At 72.4% G+C, this 17,942-nt stretch carries 16 protein-coding genes and 2 tRNA genes; 14 read left to right on the top strand and 4 right to left on the bottom strand.

What is annotated here, in order from left to right; genetic code table 11:
• Nucleotides 1-194: 194 nt before the first annotated feature.
• Complete coding sequence (locus tag ACFY3L_RS46410; protein WP_389339879.1) at nt 195-1,985, bottom strand: copper resistance CopC/CopD family protein; 1,791 nt, start codon at nt 1,983-1,985, stop codon at nt 195-197.
• A gap of 131 nt (nt 1,986-2,116) precedes the next feature.
• Here ACFY3L_RS46410 and bcp point away from each other — a divergent pair, with 131 nt between their 5' ends.
• The 7 genes from bcp to ACFY3L_RS46375 all read left to right on the top strand — a co-directional run bounded on the left by bcp (nt 2,117) and on the right by ACFY3L_RS46375 (nt 7,308).
• On the top strand, nt 2,117-2,590 hold the full coding sequence (gene bcp / locus ACFY3L_RS46405) for a thioredoxin-dependent thiol peroxidase (RefSeq protein WP_389339877.1): 474 nt from the start codon (nt 2,117-2,119) through the stop codon (nt 2,588-2,590).
• Between the two features lie 69 nt (nt 2,591-2,659).
• Nucleotides 2,660-4,234 carry a circularly permuted type 2 ATP-grasp protein gene (locus ACFY3L_RS46400; RefSeq protein WP_389339875.1) on the top strand — a complete coding sequence of 525 codons (1,575 nt, stop codon included), beginning with the start codon at nt 2,660-2,662 and terminating at the stop codon, nt 4,232-4,234.
• Between the two features lie 8 nt (nt 4,235-4,242).
• Complete coding sequence (locus ACFY3L_RS46395) at nt 4,243-5,190, top strand: alpha-E domain-containing protein (protein ID WP_389339873.1); 948 nt, start codon at nt 4,243-4,245, stop codon at nt 5,188-5,190.
• Complete coding sequence (locus ACFY3L_RS46390) at nt 5,187-6,029, top strand: transglutaminase domain-containing protein (RefSeq protein ID WP_389339871.1); 843 nt, start codon at nt 5,187-5,189, stop codon at nt 6,027-6,029. The genes ACFY3L_RS46395 and ACFY3L_RS46390 overlap by 4 nt, the downstream gene beginning before the upstream one ends.
• A gap of 24 nt (nt 6,030-6,053) precedes the next feature.
• Nucleotides 6,054-6,126, top strand: a tRNA-Leu gene (locus ACFY3L_RS46385).
• A 191-nt stretch (nt 6,127-6,317) separates the two neighbouring features.
• On the top strand, nt 6,318-7,049 hold the full coding sequence (locus ACFY3L_RS46380) for a hypothetical protein (RefSeq protein ID WP_344501512.1): 732 nt from the start codon (nt 6,318-6,320) through the stop codon (nt 7,047-7,049).
• Between the two features lie 110 nt (nt 7,050-7,159).
• Nucleotides 7,160-7,308, top strand: a tRNA-OTHER gene (locus tag ACFY3L_RS46375).
• 136 nt (nt 7,309-7,444) lie between these two features.
• Here the strand turns inward: ACFY3L_RS46375 and ACFY3L_RS46370 are convergent.
• The 3 genes from ACFY3L_RS46370 to ACFY3L_RS46360 are packed head-to-tail and all read right to left on the bottom strand — an operon-like array spanning nt 7,445 to nt 9,492.
• Nucleotides 7,445-7,936 carry a hypothetical protein gene (locus ACFY3L_RS46370; protein WP_389339869.1) on the bottom strand — a complete coding sequence of 164 codons (492 nt, stop codon included), beginning with the start codon at nt 7,934-7,936 and terminating at the stop codon, nt 7,445-7,447.
• A gap of 27 nt (nt 7,937-7,963) precedes the next feature.
• On the bottom strand, nt 7,964-8,653 hold the full coding sequence (locus tag ACFY3L_RS46365; protein WP_389339867.1) for a hypothetical protein: 690 nt from the start codon (nt 8,651-8,653) through the stop codon (nt 7,964-7,966).
• 38 nt (nt 8,654-8,691) lie between these two features.
• Complete coding sequence (locus tag ACFY3L_RS46360) at nt 8,692-9,492, bottom strand: MOSC domain-containing protein (RefSeq protein ID WP_389339865.1); 801 nt, start codon at nt 9,490-9,492, stop codon at nt 8,692-8,694.
• Nucleotides 9,493-9,599: 107 nt separating this feature from the next.
• On the opposite strand from ACFY3L_RS46360, the gene ACFY3L_RS46355 reads away from it, so the two are divergent.
• The 7 genes from ACFY3L_RS46355 to hutH are packed head-to-tail and all read left to right on the top strand — an operon-like array spanning nt 9,600 to nt 17,800.
• Nucleotides 9,600-10,448: a MurR/RpiR family transcriptional regulator gene (locus tag ACFY3L_RS46355; protein WP_389339959.1), complete on the top strand. Its 849-nt coding sequence runs from the start codon at nt 9,600-9,602 to the stop codon at nt 10,446-10,448.
• 13 nt (nt 10,449-10,461) lie between these two features.
• Nucleotides 10,462-12,111: a urocanate hydratase gene (gene hutU, locus ACFY3L_RS46350; RefSeq protein WP_389339863.1), complete on the top strand. Its 1,650-nt coding sequence runs from the start codon at nt 10,462-10,464 to the stop codon at nt 12,109-12,111.
• 2 nt (nt 12,112-12,113) lie between these two features.
• Nucleotides 12,114-13,319, top strand: a complete 1,206-nt coding sequence (locus ACFY3L_RS46345; protein ID WP_389339957.1) for an allantoate amidohydrolase — start codon at nt 12,114-12,116, stop codon at nt 13,317-13,319.
• Nucleotides 13,316-14,665, top strand: coding sequence for a formimidoylglutamate deiminase (locus ACFY3L_RS46340; protein ID WP_389339861.1), 1,350 nt, complete (start codon nt 13,316-13,318; stop codon nt 14,663-14,665). Before ACFY3L_RS46345 ends, ACFY3L_RS46340 begins: the two co-directional genes overlap by 4 nt.
• Complete coding sequence (locus ACFY3L_RS46335) at nt 14,662-15,117, top strand: hypothetical protein (protein WP_389339859.1); 456 nt, start codon at nt 14,662-14,664, stop codon at nt 15,115-15,117. The genes ACFY3L_RS46340 and ACFY3L_RS46335 overlap by 4 nt, the downstream gene beginning before the upstream one ends.
• On the top strand, nt 15,114-16,283 hold the full coding sequence (gene hutI / locus ACFY3L_RS46330; protein WP_389339857.1) for an imidazolonepropionase: 1,170 nt from the start codon (nt 15,114-15,116) through the stop codon (nt 16,281-16,283). Before ACFY3L_RS46335 ends, hutI begins: the two co-directional genes overlap by 4 nt.
• Nucleotides 16,280-17,800, top strand: coding sequence for a histidine ammonia-lyase (gene hutH / locus ACFY3L_RS46325; protein WP_389339855.1), 1,521 nt, complete (start codon nt 16,280-16,282; stop codon nt 17,798-17,800). Before hutI ends, hutH begins: the two co-directional genes overlap by 4 nt.
• Nucleotides 17,801-17,942: the final 142 nt, after the last annotated feature.

The following is a 17,942-nucleotide window of genomic DNA, read 5'->3' as shown; positions in this document are numbered from 1 at the left end:
CACGGCACCCCCACGCACGGCGGCACGGCGGCACGGCGGCACGGCGGCAGCCGACCGGGCACGCGGTGCGCCCGGAAGCCCAAGGCCCGCACATCACCAGTGTGGACACGACCGACCACCACAGCGGCGACCCGGCCAGCGCCACGACCAACGGCCGACCCGGCGGGGTCGGCTGAAGCGCGGGCGAGGGCGCGTCAGCTGCGGATCGGGACCTGGACGGTGATGGTGGTCTGGTTGAATTCGTCGACGCGGACGGTGAACTTCATCTCCCACGTCCCCGCCGGCGTCAGCGTCACCGAGCCGGTGGCGTGGTCAGGAGTAAGGGAGAGGATCGGCACGACGATGGGTTCGATGCCCTTGGCCGGCAGCGCGGCGGTCGCCTTCCACTCCGCGACGGTCTGCGGGCCCGAGCCGTCGGGCTTGAGGGCATACAGGTGGACGGTGTTGGGGCCGACGCGCCCCGGCGAGACGTCGACCTCGAGCTTCACCAGGTTGGTCGTGACGACGGTGGTGAAGGGGCCCTCCGTCCCCTTGTCGCCAGCCGCCTCGCTGCGGGCCGGGCTCGTCTGCACCAGCACGGACGTGACGCCGAGCACCACGACGGCGATGAGCACCTCGATCAGCACCGCCCGCCGCAGCCGGGCCCGGTCGGCCGGCTCCGCCGGAGGCACGACCGGCGCGTCATCGGAGTCAGCGAAGTCGGAATCGGCGAAGTCGGAATCGGCGTCCGCGTCGTCGTCCGCGTCGTCGTCGGCATCGGCGAAGTCGGACGAGTCCGCCGATGCAGGCGTCAGGGCCGGCGTGAAGCGGCGGTTGGTGATGCTGCGGGAATAGGCCGCGACCCCCAGGATCACGGCCAGGAGCCCGACCTTGACCATGACGAGGCGGCCATACGTGGTGCCGGTCAACGCGTCCAGGGTGCCGATCTCGACGAGGGCCTGCGCGGTGCCGGCGAGGACCAGCACCGTGATCGCCAGCAGCGCCCAGCCGGACCAGACGGGCACGATCGCGGTGAGCTCGCGGGTGTTGGCGCGGCGCAGCAGGAACGCGAACAGCATGAGCAGGCCGCCGAGCCACACCGCCATCGCGGCGAGGTGCGCGGCGTCGGCGACGACCGTCAGGGTCGGCACCGGTGAGGCGCTCGGGTGGCCGGAGATCGGCCAGGTGGCGAGGCCGACCACGCCGAGGATGATGAGCAGCGTCTGGTCGATCTTGCCCGCGCGACCGGCGATGAGGGGGCGCAGCAGCACCGCGACGGCGATCGCGACGGCGATGCGGATCAGATGGGCGGCGCCGAACGCGGTGCCGAGCACCTCACGGGCGGCGGTCGAGGAGACGTCGAACAGGGAGGTGCCGGAGGTGTACGGGATCTGCAGGTACAACTCCAGGACGGCGCTGAACGCGAGCAGCCCGGTGCCGGTCAGGGCCACCCTGCCGGGGTCACGGGCGGAGAGCCGCCGGGGCCAGAGTGCGAACAGGACCAGTGCCGGGCCGACCAGCAGGATCAGGCCGGCGAAGCCGATGAACCGCGCGACGGACATCGCGTTCTTCACCACGGCGTCGGTCTTGACGTCGGCGCCGGCGTCGCTGCCGCCGGGCACGGCGGAGACCTGGCCGTAGGAGAAGCTGTAGCCGCCGCTCACGGGGTGGCTGTCGGCGGAGATGACCCGGTAGCTGACGAGGTAGGTGCCCTTGGGGCCGCCGGACTTGAGCGGGATGACGAGCTCGGTGTCGCGCGCGGCGGGCTTGCCCGTGTCGGCGCGGCTGCCGTCGGGCGCGATGACCCGGATCTTGTCGGCGACGATGCGCACGGGCTCGCTGAAGGTGAGCGTGATCTCGCCGGGCAGCTGGTCCACGACCGTGTCGGCGACGGGTGCGGTCCGCTCGATGATCGCGTGCGCGCCCGCCGGCGAGGCTGGCAGCAGCAGGATCAGCAGCACGCCGAAGAGCGTCGCCAGGGGGATGGACCATGCGCGGCGGGTCATGCCGACCATGATTTCGCGAATTTCTCGGAGATGCTGCTGCAGGGGTCGGGTTTATACGATCCGTCACGATAACGGGACGCACCGCTATGCGCCGTCATGGATGTCATCGCCGCGCGATAGAGTGCCGGACCATGACGACGACACGCCTGGAGCCGGGTGACACGGCTCCCGAGTTCACGCTGCAGACGGATCGCGACGAGCCCCTGTCGCTCGCCGACCTCCGGGGGCGCAAGGTCGTCCTCTACGCCTATCCGGCGGCGATGACGCCCGGCTGCACCAAGCAGGCATGCGACTTCCGTGACAATCTCGCTTCGCTCAAGGCCGCCGGCTACGAGATCGTCGGCATCTCGCCGGACTCCCCGGCGAAGCTGGCCCAGTTCCGCGAGCGCGACGCGATCACGTTCCCGCTCGTGTCGGACCCCGACCGGGCGGTCCTCAAGGCATACGGCGCGTTCGGCGAGAAGCAGAACTACGGCCGCACGGTGCTGGGCGTGATCCGCTCGACCTTCGTCATCGACGAGAAGGGGCAGATCGAGCGCGCGCTGTACAACGTGAAGGCCACCGGACATGTGGCGAAGCTCCGCCGGGACCTCGGACTGGACTGACGCCACACTGACGCCACGCGCAAACACATCGGTAATGCGGCTGAAACGGGCCGTGCCTAGCCTCTCGCCATGGCGGACATCTTCGACGACTATTCGATGTCCGGGGCCATGTTCGAGGCGTGGGACGAGATGTTCGAGCGCCCGGGTCAGCCGCGATCGCCGTACCGGTCGCTGTTCGCCGCGCTGCAGCCGCTCGCCCCGGCCGATCTGAGGTTCCGCGCCGATCAGCTGGCCCGGGTCTTCACGGACCGGGGGGTCACGTTCGCCTATGCGGGCGAGGAGCGTCCCTTCCCGCTGGACCTGATCCCCCGGATCCTCGACGCCCACGAGTGGGACCTGCTGACGGCGGCCGTACAGCAGCGGGTGAAGGCACTCGAGGCGTTCCTCGCCGACATCTACGGCGCCGGCCGCGTGTTCGCCGACGGTGTCGTGCCCCGGAAGCTGATCACCACCAGCGCGCACTTCCACCGCCAGGCCTACGGCATCGAGCCGGCCAACGGGGTGCGCGTGCACATCAGCGGCGTCGACCTGATCCGGGACGAGGACGGCAGGTTCCGCGTCCTGGAGGACAACCTGCGCATCCCGTCCGGGGTGTCGTACGTGATCGAGAACCGCCGCGCCCTGACCCACACAATGCCGGCGTTGTTCGCCGAGGCGCGGGTCAGGCCGGTCGACGACTACCCGGCCCGGCTCCTGGCGGCGCTGCGGGCCGCGGCACCGGAGGGCGTGGAGGACCCCACGGTGGTCGTGCTGACGCCGGGCGTCTACAACGCCGCCTACTTCGAGCACGCGCTGCTCGCCCGGCTCATGGGCGTGGAGCTGGTGGAGGGGCGCGACCTGGTCTACAGCGGCAACCGGGTCCGGATGCGCACCACGCAGGGCGAGCGTCCGGTGCACGTGGTCTACCGGCGGGTCGACGACGAGTTCATCGACCCGCTGCACTTCCGGCCAGACTCGGTGATCGGCTGCCCCGGCATCGTCAACGCGGCCCGCGCGGGCCAGGTCACGCTCGCCAACGCGGTGGGCAACGGCGTCGCCGACGACAAGCTCGTCTACACGTACGTGCCGGATCTCATCCGGTACTACCTGTCGGAGGAGCCACTCATCGACAACGTCGAGACGTACCGGCTGGACGACCGCGACCCAGAGGTCCTCCACGACGTGCTCGGCCGGCTCGACCAGCTCGTGCTGAAGCCGGTCGACGGCGCGGGCGGCAAGGGCATCGTGATCGGCCCGCAGGCGTCGCAGGAAACCCTGGAGGCGCTCAGGAGGCAGGTCGAGCGGGACCCGCGGGGCTGGATCGCGCAGCGCCCGGTGGCGTTGTCGACGTCGCCGACGCTGCTCGGTGACCGGGTCGCGCCGCGCCACATCGACCTGCGGCCGTTCGCGGTCAACGACGGCGACGAGATCTGGCTGGTGCCCGGCGGCCTGACCCGCGTCGCGCTGCCGGAGGGCGCGCTGGTCGTCAACTCCAGTCAGGGCGGTGGCTCCAAGGACACCTGGGTGCTCGCGCACCCCACCGATCCCGCGCCGTCCGTACCGCAGCAACACAAGCTGCCGGCGCCGCGTGAGGCCGGTGGCAGCCCCCGCGACTCCGGACCGGCCGCCGCGCAGCTCGCCGGTCAACAGCAGCAACAACAGTAGGAGGGGCCGTGCTCAGCCGCATCGCGGAGTCCCTGTTCTGGATCGGCCGCTACGTCGAGCGCGCCGACGACACCGCCCGCATCCTCGACGCGTTCCTCGGCCGGCTCCTGGAGGACCCGTGGGCCGACGAGGACGCCGCGTGCCGGACGCTCATGTCGGTGCTCGGCGCGCCCGCGCCGCAGGACCGGCGGATCACCACCGGTGACGTGCTGGAGTTGCTCGCGTTCGACGCGGAGGACCCGAGCGCGATCTCCGGCGCGATCGTCGCCGCCCGTGACAACGCGCGCGGGGTACGCGAGACGATCTCCAGCGAGATGTGGGAGTGCCTCAACGTCACCTGGCACACGCTCGCGTCCCGGCGGGTCGCGGCGGAGCGGCTCGGACCGGCCGTGTTCCTCAGCTTCGTGCGGGAGCGGTCTGCGGTACTGGCAGGGCTGGCCGAATCCACGATGAGCCGCGACGACGGCTGGCGATTCCTCGTGCTGGGGCGCAGCCTGGAGCGCGTCGACATGACCGCACGGCTGCTGTCGATCCAGACCAACACCACGGACGAGATCACGGGCTGGCGGACCGTGCTGCGCTCCTGCGGCGCCGACGAGGCGTTCCTGCGCACCCACGGCGGGACGTTCGACCCGCAGCGGGTCACGGAGTTCCTGCTGCTGGACCGGCTGTTCCCGCGGTCGGCGCTGCACGCGCTGGGCACCGCCGAGCTGTGCCTGCGCGAGCTGGCCCCGACGACCGAGCGGGCCGGCGTCACCGACGCGGCGCGCAGGCCGATCGGGCAGATCCGCACCCGCCTCGAGTACGCCGACACCGCCACCCTCCTGGCGGAGCTCCCGCAGCACCTGCGGGCGCTGCAGCAGTCCTGCGCCACGGCCAGCGCGGCGATCACGGCCCGCTACTTCCCGCAGTCAACCCCGGTCACCTGGGGCACCGTCGCATGGGGTGGATCATGAGTTGGCGTCTCAAGATCAGGCATGTCACCGGCTACAAGTACGCGGGCACCGTCTCCGCGTCCTACAACGAGGCGCGGCTGACCCCGCTGACGCTGCCCTGGCAGACCACGCTGTTCAGCCAGGTCGAGGTCACGCCGGGGGCGACGACCTACCGGTACCACGACTACTGGGCGACGCAGGTGACCGCGTTCGACCTGCACCGGCCGCACCAGCAGCTGCGGGTCGTGTCCAGCAGCCTCGTCGAGGTGTCGCCGCCGACGCCGCCGGCCGCCGGCCTCGGCTGGGCGGAGCTCGCCGGTGACGCGGTCCTCGACACCCACGCGGAGCTGCTGACGGAGCGCCCGCTGACGGCCGTCGACGCCGACCTGGCCGGCGAGGCGTGGGACGCGGTCGCCGGCAGGTCGCCGAATGCGTCCGCCGAGGCGTTGTCGCACTGGGTACGGGAGAACGTCGCCTACGTGCCGGGATCCACCGGCGTGCAGACGAGCGCCCAGGAGGCGTGGAAGCTGCGCAAGGGGGTCTGCCAGGACATCGCGCACCTGACCGTCGGCCTGCTGCGGGCGAGAGGTGTTCCGGCCCGGTACGTGTCCGGCTACCTGCACCCGAAGGTCGAGGCGGAGATCGGTGAGACGGTCGCGGGGCAGAGCCACGCCTGGGTCGAGTGGTGGACCGGCGATTGGACCGGCTTCGATCCCACGAACGGGATCCCGGTCGGCCCGCGGCACGTGGTGGTCGCCCGGGGCCGCGACTACGACGACGTGCCGCCGCTGCGCGGGGTCTATCACGGCGCGCCGAGCAAACACCTCGGGGTCACGGTGGAGATCACGCGCCTGGCCTGAGTAGAGTGATGCCCGGTCACACATGGGGCCGTAGCCCAATGGCAGAGGCACACGGTTTAGGTCCGTGCCAGTGTGAGTTCGACTCTCACCGGCCCCACAAACCCGGGTTCACCCTGCTCATGGCCGCGCGCATTCGCCGAAGGTTTTGTGGATGCTCCGCGCAGGCCTCGGCCGCTCCCCAACAGGGGCTGCGCCTCCCGCATCCCCGATGCTCTGCCGCGCATCGCACTTCAGGCACATTATCTCGGATGAATTTCGTCGTACCCGGCTCGTACACTCGGCCGCATCATGACGAAGCTGAATCAGATCATCGCGGTCGAGAAGGGCGTCAAGTCGCGCTCCTTCCAGGAACTGACCGACGCGCACCACGTGCTGCAGAAGCCCGCCCTGCTCGCCGGCATCGCGCGCACCTACCGTCCGAAGGACGAGGAGGGCGAGCAGCTGCCGCCCGAGTCCACCCGCGTGCAGGTCAAGGCCGACGAGATCCTGCGGCAGACGGCCACCATCCTGACCCGGCTCTTCGACGTCACCGCGACGAAGGACTGGACCAACTGCGTCGCCCGCGCCGACGTCGTCGTCGACGGCACGCCGCTGCTGCGGGACGTGCCGGTGTCCTACCTGCTGTTCCTGGAGAAGCAGCTGGTCGACCTGCTGACCTTCGTGCGGAAGCTGCCGGTGCTGGACGCGTCCGAGTCGTGGGTGTATGACGCCTCCGCGGACTGCTATGCGACCGAGCCGACGCAGACCACCCGGACCAAGAAGATCCCGCGCAACCACGTGAAGGCCGAGGCCACGGAGAAGCACCCGGCGCAGGTCGAGGTGTACTACGAGGACGTCGTGATCGGCTACTGGAAGACGGTGAAGTTCTCCGGCGCGCTGCCCGCCCAGCGGGTCAACGAGCTGGTGGAGCGGGTCGAGAAGCTCCAGGCCGCGGTGAAGTTCGCCCGCGAGGAGGCCAACGGCGCGGAGGTCGTGCAACAGGAGGCCGGCGAGAAAGTCTTTCGCTTCCTCTTCTCCTGACGGCTAGGATCGATGGCGCGCAAGGAGCGCAGACTGAACCTGAGGCTCAGTTTGACAGGTGCGCGCGGTGTCAATGTGGAGGTTCGATTCCTTCCGCCGTCACTCGTGACGGCGTAGCCCAATGGCAGAGGCGGCCGCGGGAGCCGAAACACAAACTCAACTTCTCGCTCCAGTCTGAGCATTCGCCGCTCAACACCGGATCGACCGATCGCAGACCTCGTCGTCGAGGCTACGGGTTCAACTCCCGTTCGGGCCTCCAAACACGGCCCGATAGCTCAATCGCAGAGCGCGACGCATTCAAGCTGATCTGCGACCTTAAACGTGCCGGTGTGTGCAATTGGGCGGCAAATCGAGGCCCGGGGATGGATACTCCCCGGGCTTCACCAATTCCGGCGTCAGCGGGCGCTGCTGCGCATCCGGTTCAGGGCCGCCTCGGCCTCTTCGGGGTCGTCGACGCTGACCGTGAACTGGCGACCGGCGAAGTCGAACAGGAGCGCGGGCCCTGACCGTACGATGACGGCCCGGCCCCGACCGGGAATCCAGGTCCAACCCCATCGCTGCGCGATGCTCGACTGCACGTCGACGGCGCGCAGGCTGTTGACCATGCGCAGCGGCACCTGGATCGGTGGCATCGGCAGCAGCCCGTGCCGGATGCGGACGTTGTACATGCTGATCTGCACGCCGACGTGCGCCATCGCGGCGGCCCAGACCAGGGCGGCGAGCGCGGCGACGGACAGCAGCGCGGCGGCCGCCAGGGCCTTCGGCCGGTCGAACGGGTGCTCCGGGAAGAGCGTCACCGCCGCCGCGGCGCAGGCCACCGCCACGAGGGCGCCGACGCCGGCGCGGCGGTGCCCGATCGCCCGTCCCGACCACAGCAGAAACGACACGCGCGTTGTTCTACCAGAGGCTCCGCCTCATGCGGCGCGGGCCCTGACGGCGTCGGCGAGGTGGGTCAGCGACTGCACGACGGCGTTGCTGCCCTCGCCGCCGTGCAGCATCTTGCGCGGCTCGCGGATGCGCTCGACGCCGATGGCGTGGGCGCCGGCCCGCTGGGTGGCGGACATGGCCGAGAAGGTCGCGCACACCACCGCCGTCTCGCCCGGGAGAGCGCCGATCGCGTCCAGTACAGGAGCCATCGTGCGCACGGCGGGGTGACGCATCGCGAATCCCCGGCCCAGTGCCGGCCCGACCAGGGCGCGCAGGCCGTGGTGCTGCAGGAAGCGACCCACCGCCGACTCGCTGTGTGGTGCGTAGACGGTGACGGCGCGGCCGGTGGCCCGGCAGGCCTCGAGGAGGGCGGGCGCACCGGCCGTGATCGGCGCCCGCCCGGCCGCGTCGAGCTCCGCGTCGTGGACGAGCTGCTCGGCGTGCCTGCCGAGGTCGTCGCCCGCGGTATACGCCTCGGCCAGCATGTCGAACGGGTTGTCGCTCACGCCGACCATGATCGACATCTGGTGGCCGGTGTCCAGCAGCAGCTCGCGGATCTGCCGGGCGACGGCCGCGGGCTCGGGCAGCAGGTTGCCGAGCACGCTGAACGTCAGCACCACGTGCCCGGTCCGGTCGAGGATCTCGGCGAGGTGGGGCCGGACCCGCAGGGGCGTCACCCCTTGATCATGACGCGTCACCCGCCCCGCCGGGCCCGTTATGCGACGATCACCTCGTCGCCCACAGCGATCTTGCCCTGGTGGTCCGGGATGAGGTTGACGCCGAACAGCAGGCCGTCCGGGAAGCGGCGGCGCTCGCCGAGCACGCGCAGCGGCTGGCGGCCCTTCTCTCCGGTCTCCGGGTCGATGGTGGTCAGGACGCAGCGGCTGCACGCCTTCGGCACCCGGAACGACACGTCGCCGATGACGACGCGCCGACCGATCCAGGAGTCCTCGGCCCAGGCGGGCGCGCCGCCGACGACCACGTTGGGCCGGAAGCGGGTCATCTCGACGGGCTCGTCGCCGGCCTCGACCAGCCAGTCGTTGACGGCGTCGAGCGAGGCCGCGTTGGCCAGCAGCAGCGGGAAGCCGTCGGCGAAGCTGACCCGGTCGCCGGGCTCGCTGTAGCCGGGTTCGACCGGGCGGCGGGTCGGGTCGTCGAGCCAGACGAGGCTGACGGGGCGGCCGATCACGCCGGAGATCCACCGGTCGGCGGCCTCGCCGGCGGGCGTGGCGGCGACCGACACGTGGAAGTGGCGGACGTCCGTGGTGGCGCCCCGCGGCAGCGGCACCCACAGGTCCGGGGCGCCGTGCGCCTGCAGCATCATCCCGCCGTCGCGCGGCTCGGGCCGGATGCGGCCGAGCGCCGGGGTGTCGCGCTGGGTGACGAGCTTGGCGTCGCCGTCGACGACGAGCCAGCGGCGGTCCCCGGCCAGCCCCCAGGGCTCCACCTCGGCGGAGCCCGCCTCCACCCGATAGCAGCTCTTGACGGGATACGTAGCCAGGTAGGTCAACCGCACGCCGCGAGCGTCGCACGCTCACCCCTTGGTTAGGCAACACTATGAATGACTTGATGCGCTTGACTCGATCTTGAATGGAGTCTTACATTCGAGCGGTGACTTCGGAGATGGAGCGGCGGCTGCTGGAGCTGTTCGACGGGCAGCGGCTCACGCCCGCCCAGCGGCGCATCGCCCGCTGCCTGGTCGACAACGCGAGCCAGGCGGGCTATCTGTCCAGCGGCGACGTCGCCACGCTCGCCGGGGTGAGCCAGCCGTCGGTCACCAGGTTCGCCACGGCGCTGGGCTTCGACGGCTATCACGCGCTCCGTGACGAGATCCGAGTCACGTTCGACGGTTACCAGCATCGCCCGCCCCGCGACGACGAGCCGGTCGAGTCCGAGACCAACCAGTTCCAGCAGGCGCTGGGCGCCGAGATCGCCAACCTGCAGCGCCTCGCCGACGCGCTCGCCGACCCCAAGCCACTCGCCGAGGCGGGCCGGGTGCTCATCGGCAGCCGGCCACTGCCCGTGTTCGGCATACGGGCCGCCCGCGCCCTGGCGACCGCGTTCAGCTACTTCGCCGCGAAGGTCCACCCCGACGTGCGCCCGCTGCACGAGCACGGCAGTCTGCTGGCGGATAGGCTGGATCAGGCACGCGCGGCGGGCGCAATTGCGATGCTGGCGTTTGTGCTGCCCCGGTATCCGCGCGAGGCGGTCGACGCGCTGCGGGAGGCACGCGCCGCCGGTCTCACGGTCGTCACCGTCACGGACTCACCGGTCAGCCCCGCTGCCGCCGAGTCCGACATCGTGCTGCCCGCGCCTGTGGGGTCGCGGCTGGTGTTCGACTCCCACAGCGCGCCGACGGCGATGGTGACGATGCTGCTGCAGGCCATGTGCGACGCCGCGCCGACCGAGACCCAGGCCCGACTCGAGGCATTCGAGCGGTCCGCCGCCACCCGCCAGGTCTTCCTGCCCTAACCCGAGGAGTTCGATGGAGACGGTCCGTGCCCCTCGCGGCACCACGCTGACGGCCCGCGGCTGGCAGCAGGAAGCCGCGCTGCGCATGCTGATGAACAACCTCGACCCCGACGTCGCCGAGCGGCCGCAGGACCTGGTCGTCTATGGCGGCACGGGCAAGGCGGCGCGCGACTGGCCGTCGTTCCGCGCGCTCGTGCGCACGCTCACGACGCTGGCGCCCGACGAGACGATGCTGGTGCAGTCCGGCCGCCCCGTCGGCGTGCTGCAGACCCACGAGTGGGCGCCGCGGGTGCTGATCGCCAACTCCAACCTCGTCGGCGACTGGGCCACCTGGCCCGAGTTCCGGCGTCTCGAAGCGCTCGGCCTGACCATGTATGGGCAGATGACCGCCGGCTCCTGGATCTACATCGGCACCCAGGGCATCCTGCAGGGCACCTATGAGACGTTCGCGGCGGTGGCGGCCAAGCGGTTCGGCGGCACCCTCGCCGGCACGCTGACGCTCACCGCGGGCTGTGGCGGCATGGGTGGTGCCCAGCCGCTCGCCGTCACGATGAACGGTGGCGCCTGCCTGATCGTCGACGTCGACCGGGCACGCCTGGAGCGGCGGGTCGCGACCCGCTATCTCGACGTCGTCGCCGACTCGCTCGAAGAAGGGGTGCGGCTCGCGGTCGAGGCGCAGATCGCCCGGCGGGCGCTGTCGGTCGGCGTCGTCGGCAACGCCGCGCTGCTGCTGCCCGAGCTGCTGCGCATGGGCGTGCCGGTCGACATCGTCACCGACCAGACCTCCGCGCACGACCCGCTGTCCTACGTGCCGAGCGGGGTCGACCCCGGCGACGCCGCCGACTACGCGGCGAAGAAGCCCGAGGAGTTCACCGAGCGGGCCCGTCACTCGATGGCCCGCCACGTCGAGGCGATGGTCGGGTTCCTCGACCGGGGCGCCGAGGTCTTCGACTACGGCAACTCGATCCGCGGCGAGGCGCAGCTGGGCGGGTTCGACCGGGCGTTCGCGTTCCCCGGCTTCGTCCCCGCGTACATCCGGCCGCTGTTCTGCGAGGGCAAGGGCCCGTTCCGCTGGGCCGCCCTGTCGGGCAACCCGGCCGACATCGCCGCCACCGACCGGGCCGTGCTCGACCTCTTCCCCGACAACGACTCGCTGCACCGCTGGATCCGCATGGCCGGCGAGCGGGTCGCGTTCCAGGGCCTGCCCGCCAGGATCTGCTGGCTGGGGCAGGGCGAGCGCGACAAGGCCGGCCTGAGGTTCAACGAGATGGTCGCCGACGGCACCGTCGAGGCGCCGCTCGTGATCGGCCGCGACCACCTCGACACCGGCTCCGTCGCCTCGCCCTACCGGGAGACCGAGGCGATGCGCGACGGCTCCGACGCGATCGCCGACTGGCCCCTGCTCAACGCGCTGGTCAACACCGCCTCCGGCGCGTCGTGGGTGTCGATCCACCACGGCGGCGGCGTCGGGATCGGCCGCTCCATCCACGCCGGGCAGGTCTCCGTCGCCGACGGCACCGAGCTCGCCGCGCAGAAGCTCGCCAGGGTGCTGACCAACGACCCGGCGATGGGCGTGCTCCGGCACGTCGACGCCGGCTATGACGAGGCCGCCGAGGTCGCCGGGCGGACCGGGCTCCGGGTGCCGATGGGAGAGACGTCATGACGATGACCGGTGAGCGGTTCGCGGCGCTGTGGGGTTCGCTCAGCCCCATCGGCATGGCCGGCGGCGACGGCGGCTACCTGCGGCACTCGTGGACGGATGCCGACATGGTGTGCCGGGAGTGGTTCGTCGAGGAGGCGATCGACCGCGACCTGGAGGTGGAGGTCGACCGCAACGGCAACCTGTGGGCCTGGTGGGGCGACCCCCACGGCGAGGGCGCCGTCGTCACCGGCAGCCACCTCGACTCGGTGCCGCACGGCGGCGGCTATGACGGGCCGCTCGGCGTCGTCTCCGGGCTGCTCGCCGTCGACCGGCTCCGCGAGCGCGGCGTCACACCGGCCCGTCCCCTGGCCGTGGTGGTCTTCACCGAGGAGGAGGGCGCCCGCTTCGGCGTGCCGTGCCTCGGCTCCCGCCTGCTCACCGGCGCGTTCGACCCGGCGCAGGCGCTGCGGCTGCAGGACCGCGACGGGATCCACCTGGCCGAGGCGATGGGCAAGGCCGGCCTCGACGTCGACGCGCTCGGACCCGACACCGACCGGCTGGCGCGCATCGGCGCCTTCGTCGAGCTGCACGTCGAGCAGGGCCGCGCCCTCGACGTGCTCGACGCCCCGGTCGGGGTGGCGAGCGGGATCTGGCCCCACGGGCGCTACCGGCTCGACTTCTCCGGCGAGGGCAACCACGCCGGCACGACCCGGATGCTCGACCGGCACGACCCGATGCTCACCCTCGCGCACACCGTCCTCGCCGCCGACGAGGCCGCCAGGTCGCACGGCGCCCACGCCACGGTCGGCCGGGTCGACGTCGCGCCCAATGCGACCAACGCGATCGCCGCCCGCGCCTCGGCGTGGCTGGACGCGCGCGCCGCCGACACCGACACCCTCGACCGGCTCGTCAACGCGATCCGCCAGCGCGCCGAGGAGCGCGCCATGCACGACGGCACCCACGTCGCCCTGCACGCCGAGTCGGTGACCGGGGAGGTGGCCTTCGCCGGCGACGTCAGCCGCCTGGCGGCGCTGGAGCTCGGCGCCCCGGTCCTGCCGACCGGCGCCGGCCACGACGCGGGCGTCCTGTCGAAGCACGTCGACACCGCCATGCTCTTCGTCCGCAACCCGACCGGCATCTCGCACGCCCCGCAGGAGTCGGCCACGGACGCCGACTGCGCAGCCGGCGTCGAGAAGCTCACCGACCTGCTGGCCAGGCTGTGCCGATGACCCCTTCCACCGCCCCGCTGCGCTTCCACTGCGAGTGGGCCTGGCTCACGGACGGCCTCGCGGCCGACGTGCTGATCGAGGTGGTCGACGGCCGGTTCACCACGGTCGCCCCCGGTGTGCCGCTCGCCGCCGGGCTCGAGGTGGTCTGGTTGCCGGGGGTGACGCTGCCGGGGTTCGCCAACGCGCACTCGCACGCGTTCCACCGGGCGCTGCGCGGGCGGACGCACGGAGGGCGGGGCACGTTCTGGACGTGGCGGGAGCAGATGTACGCCGTGGCCGCCGCCCTCGACCCCGACTCCTATCACCGGCTGGCCCGGGCCGTGTACGCCGAGATGGCCCTGGCCGGCATCACCTGCGTCGGCGAGTTCCACTACCTGCACCACGGCCCCGACGGCGCACCCTATGACGACCCCAACGCGATGGGCGAGGCCCTGGTCGCCGCGGCTGCCGACGCCGGCATCAGGATCACGCTGCTGGACACGCTGTACCTGACGTCGAGCGTCGACGGCAGGCCGCTGGAAGGGGTCCAGCGGCGCTTCGGCGACACCGGCTTCGACGGCTGGGCGGACCGCGTCGGCCGGCTCGCCGCACCGCCACACGCGAAGATCGGCGCCGCGGCGCACAGCGTGCGGGCCGTTCCGGCGGCGGCGCTCACCGAGCTCGCCAGGCACACCGAGGGGGTGCCGGTGCACGTACACCTGTCGGAGCAGCGCGCGGAGAATGACGCCTGCCTGGCAGTCCACGGCCGCACCCCCACGGAGCTGCTCGTCGACCGCGGGCTGACCGGGCCGCGGGTGACCGCCGTCCACGCGACCCACCTCACCGACACCGACCGCGCCGAGCTGGGCGACTCCGGCACCGGGGTGTGCTTCTGCCCCACCACCGAGCGGGACCTCGCCGACGGCATCGGCCACGCCCGGTCGCTGACCGACGGGGGCAGCCCGCTGTCGCTCGGCAGTGACAGCCACGCCGTGATCGACCCCTTCGAGGAGGCGCGCGGCGTCGAGATGCACGAGCGCCTGCACACCGAGCACCGCGGCCACTTCACCGGCGCCGACCTGATCACCGCCGCGACCGCCACCGGCCACGCCGCCCTCGGCTGGACCGACGCGGGCGGCATCACCCCCGGCACCCGCGCCGACCTCGTCACGGTCTCGCTGACCTCCCCCCGCACCGCCGGCTGCGACCCGGCCGCCGTCATGTTCGCCGCGACCGCCGCCGACGTCCGTCACGTCGTCGCCGACGGCCGCGTCATCGTCCGCGACGGCACCCACCTCGCCGTCCCCGACGTCGGTGCCGCCCTGACCGCCGCCCTCGACACCGCACTCATCGGCGGCCAGCGATGACCACCACACCCGCCACCCACGGCGGCGCACCGGCCGCCGCGAGCGCCACCGCCCGCCGCGTCATCGCCGCCACCGCCCGCCGCGTCACCGCCGCCGACGGCCGACGCGGCAGCGCCGGTGGTTGCGTCATCGTCCGCCGTGGCGGCTACCGCACCGGGGCCGGTGCCGGCGGTGCCCTGGCCGGCGCGGTGGCGGCCGGCTCGATCGGCGGGTGGCATGTGCGTGACCGTTCCCGGCCAGGAAGCCTGACCCGCGCGGGTCGGCGGCGGCGGTCTCCAGCGTTGCGGGCGACGCTCGTCTCCACCTTCGGCGCGGCCCGGACCGTCGCGCTGGTCGGGGCTGCGACGAGGTCCGTGCCCGCCGGCGCCGTCCGGGACGGTGGTCGCCCCACCGTGCGGGGCGGCGTCGCCCGGCTGACCTTCGGTGCCGCGGGGATCGGAGGGCTGGGATGAGGTCGATGCTCATCACCAACATCGGCGAGCTGGTCACGTGCGTGCCGGGGCACGGTGAGGGGCCGCTGGGTATCAGGCGGCAGGCGGCGCTCGTGGTCGACGATCGCAAGGTGGCGTGGATCGGCCGGGCCGCCGACGCGCCGGCGGCCGACGGGCGGGTGGACGCCGGTGGGGGTGCGGTCGTGCCCGGGTTCGTCGACAGCCACGCGCACCTGGTGTTCGCCGGTGACCGGGCCGGTGAGTTCGCCGCGAGGATGGCGGGCGAGCCGTACACGGGCGGCGGCATCCGCACGACGGTCGGGGCGACCCGGGCGGCCGGTGACGAGCAGCTGCGGACCAACGTGGCGCGGCTGCGGCAGGAGGCGCTGCGGCAGGGCACCACCACGATGGAGATCAAGTCGGGGTACGGGCTGACGGTCGCCGACGAGGCGCGGTCGCTGCGGATCGCGCGGGAGTTCAGCGCCGAGACGACGTTCCTGGGTGCGCATGTGGTGCCGGCCGAGTACGCGGGACGGACCGACGACTACGTGAGCCTCGTCTGCGGCCCGATGCTGAGCGCCGCGCGGGCCGCCGGGGCGCGGTGGGTCGACGTGTTCTGCGAGCGGGGGGCGTTCGACGCCGACCACTCCCGCGCGATCCTGACCGTCGGCGCCGCCGAAGGGCTCGGCACCAGGATCCACGCCAACCAGCTGACCGCCGGGCCCGGGGTGCGGCTGGCCGTCGAGCTCGGGGCGGCGTCCGCCGACCACTGCACGCACCTCACGCCGGCCGACATCGACGCGCTCGCCGGGTCCACGACGGTGGCGACGCTGCTGCCGGGGGCGGAGTTCTCGACCCGGTCGCCGTACCCGCCGGCGCGGGCGCTGCTCGACGCCGGTGCGACGGTCGCGCTCGCCACGGACTGCAACCCGGGCTCGTCGTACACGACGTCGATGCCGTTCTGCGTGGCGCTTGCCGTGCGGGAGATGGCGATGACGCCGGCCGAAGCACTCCTCGCGGCCACCGCCGGCGGGGCCGCCGCACTGCGCCGCGACGACGTCGGGCAGCTGCGGATCAGTGCGCGTGGCGACCTCGCGATCCTGGACGCCCCGTCGTTCCTGCACCTGGCGTACCGGCCGGGTGTACCCCTCGTATCCACCGTCATGCTCAATGGGGAGCTGGTTTGATCACCGTCACCGCTTCAGGCATCACCCCCGCCGACCTCATCGCGGTCGCCCGGGGCAACGCGCGGGTGACCCTCGCGCAGGACGCGCTCGACGCGATGCGCACCAGCCGGTCGATCGTCGACGCCATCGAGCGTGACGGCCGGCCGGTCTACGGCATCTCGACCGGCTTCGGCGCGCTCGCCAACACGTTCATCGCGCCGGAGCGACGCGCCGAGCTGCAGCATGCCCTGATCCGCTCCCACGCCGCCGGCATCGGCGCGCCCATGCCCCGGGAGGTGGTGCGGGCGATGATGCTGCTGCGCGTCAGATCCCTTGCCATGGGGCGTTCCGGTGTACGGCCGGAGGTCGCGGCCGCCCTGGTCGACCTGCTGAACGCGGACATCACGCCATGGGTGCCGCAGCACGGCTCACTGGGCGCGTCTGGGGACCTCGCGCCCCTGGCGCACTGCGCCCTCGTGCTCATGGGCGAAGGTTGGGTGCTCGCCAAGGACGGCACGAGGATCAGCGCCACCGAGGCGGGGGTCAGCCCGATCGCCCTGTCGTCGAAGGAGGGCCTGGCGCTGATCAACGGCACCGACGGCATGCTCGGCATGCTGCTGCTCGCGATCGCCGACGCAGCCCACCTGTTCACGATGGCCGACGTCACCGCCGCGCTGTCGATCGAGGCGATGCTGGGATCGGACCGGCCGTTCATGCCCGAGCTGCACACGATCCGCCCGCACCCCGGGCAGGCCGCCTCCGCCGCCAACCTGCACCGCCTGCTGCAGGGCTCGCCGATCATGGACTCGCACCGCGACGACCTCGAGCACGCCGTGCAGGACGCGTACTCGATGCGGTGCGCGCCCCAGGTCGCCGGCGCCGCCCGCGACACGCTCGAGTTCGCGACGACGGTCGCCGCCCGTGAGCTGCTCTCGATCGTCGACAACCCCGTCGTCCTCACCGACGGCCGGGTCGAGTCGACGGGCAACTTCCACGGGGCGCCGCTCGGGTTCGCCGCCGACTACCTCGCGATCGCCGCGGCCGAGGTGGGCGCGATCGCCGAACGCCGCGTCGACCGCATGCTCGACGTCTGCCGATCGCGCGACCTGCCGCCGTTCCTCACGCCCGACGCGGGGGTCAACTCGGGGCTGATGATCGCGCAGTACACGGCGGCGGGCATCGTCGCGGAGAACCGGCGCCTCGCGTCCCCGGCCAGCGTCGACTCCCTGCCCACGTCGGGCATGCAGGAGGATCACGTCTCGATGGGCTGGGCCGCGACCCGCAAGCTCCGCACCGTCCTGGACAACCTGTGCAGCATCCTCGCGGTCGAGCTGCTGTCCGCGGTACGGGGGCTGCAGCTGCGCGCTCCGCTCACCCCTTCGGTGGCGGGCAGGATCGCGATGGCCGCGGTCGAGGAGCACGCCGGCGTGCCGGGCCCTGACGTGTTCCTCGCCCCGGTCCTGGAGGCGGTGCGGGCGACCGTCTCGGGCCCCGCCCTGCGCGCCGCCATCGAGCGGGAGGTCGGCGCGCTGGCCTGAAGCCTGACCTGCGGGCGCAGAATCTCGAGCCGCACCGTGATCGCGGAGCCTCGGCGGACGAACGCCACCGAGGCCCGCGGCCATGGAACCGGGCCGGCTCCGCGCGGCCGCAGAGGAGCCGACCGCAGAAAGCCTGCCCGCA

The sequence above is a fragment of the Dactylosporangium sp. NPDC000521 genome (assembly GCF_042898305.1).
In the GTDB taxonomy this organism is placed as follows: domain Bacteria; phylum Actinomycetota; class Actinomycetes; order Mycobacteriales; family Micromonosporaceae; genus Dactylosporangium.
Note: the sequence above shows the minus strand (reverse complement) of the source record. Positions and strands in the feature narration are given on the sequence as shown.

What these genes read in the sequence shown, in the direction of transcription:
- ACFY3L_RS46390 (WP_389339871.1), top strand. Translation starts at nt 5,187, where the DNA reads ATGAGTTGGCGTCTCAAGATCAGGCATGTCACCGGCTACAAGTACGCG.
- ACFY3L_RS46355 (WP_389339959.1), top strand. Translation starts at nt 9,600, where the DNA reads ATGGAGCGGCGGCTGCTGGAGCTGTTCGACGGGCAGCGGCTCACGCCC.
- hutI (WP_389339857.1), top strand. Translation starts at nt 15,114, where the DNA reads ATGAGGTCGATGCTCATCACCAACATCGGCGAGCTGGTCACGTGCGTG.
- ACFY3L_RS46340 (WP_389339861.1), top strand. Translation starts at nt 13,316, where the DNA reads ATGACCCCTTCCACCGCCCCGCTGCGCTTCCACTGCGAGTGGGCCTGG.
- ACFY3L_RS46335 (WP_389339859.1), top strand. Translation starts at nt 14,662, where the DNA reads ATGACCACCACACCCGCCACCCACGGCGGCGCACCGGCCGCCGCGAGC.
- ACFY3L_RS46345 (WP_389339957.1), top strand. Translation starts at nt 12,114, where the DNA reads ATGACCGGTGAGCGGTTCGCGGCGCTGTGGGGTTCGCTCAGCCCCATC.
- bcp (WP_389339877.1), top strand. Translation starts at nt 2,117, where the DNA reads ATGACGACGACACGCCTGGAGCCGGGTGACACGGCTCCCGAGTTCACG.
- ACFY3L_RS46400 (WP_389339875.1), top strand. Translation starts at nt 2,660, where the DNA reads ATGGCGGACATCTTCGACGACTATTCGATGTCCGGGGCCATGTTCGAG.
- hutU (WP_389339863.1), top strand. Translation starts at nt 10,462, where the DNA reads ATGGAGACGGTCCGTGCCCCTCGCGGCACCACGCTGACGGCCCGCGGC.
- ACFY3L_RS46380 (WP_344501512.1), top strand. Translation starts at nt 6,318, where the DNA reads ATGACGAAGCTGAATCAGATCATCGCGGTCGAGAAGGGCGTCAAGTCG.
- ACFY3L_RS46410 (WP_389339879.1), bottom strand. Translation starts at nt 1,985, where the DNA reads ATGACCCGCCGCGCATGGTCCATCCCCCTGGCGACGCTCTTCGGCGTG.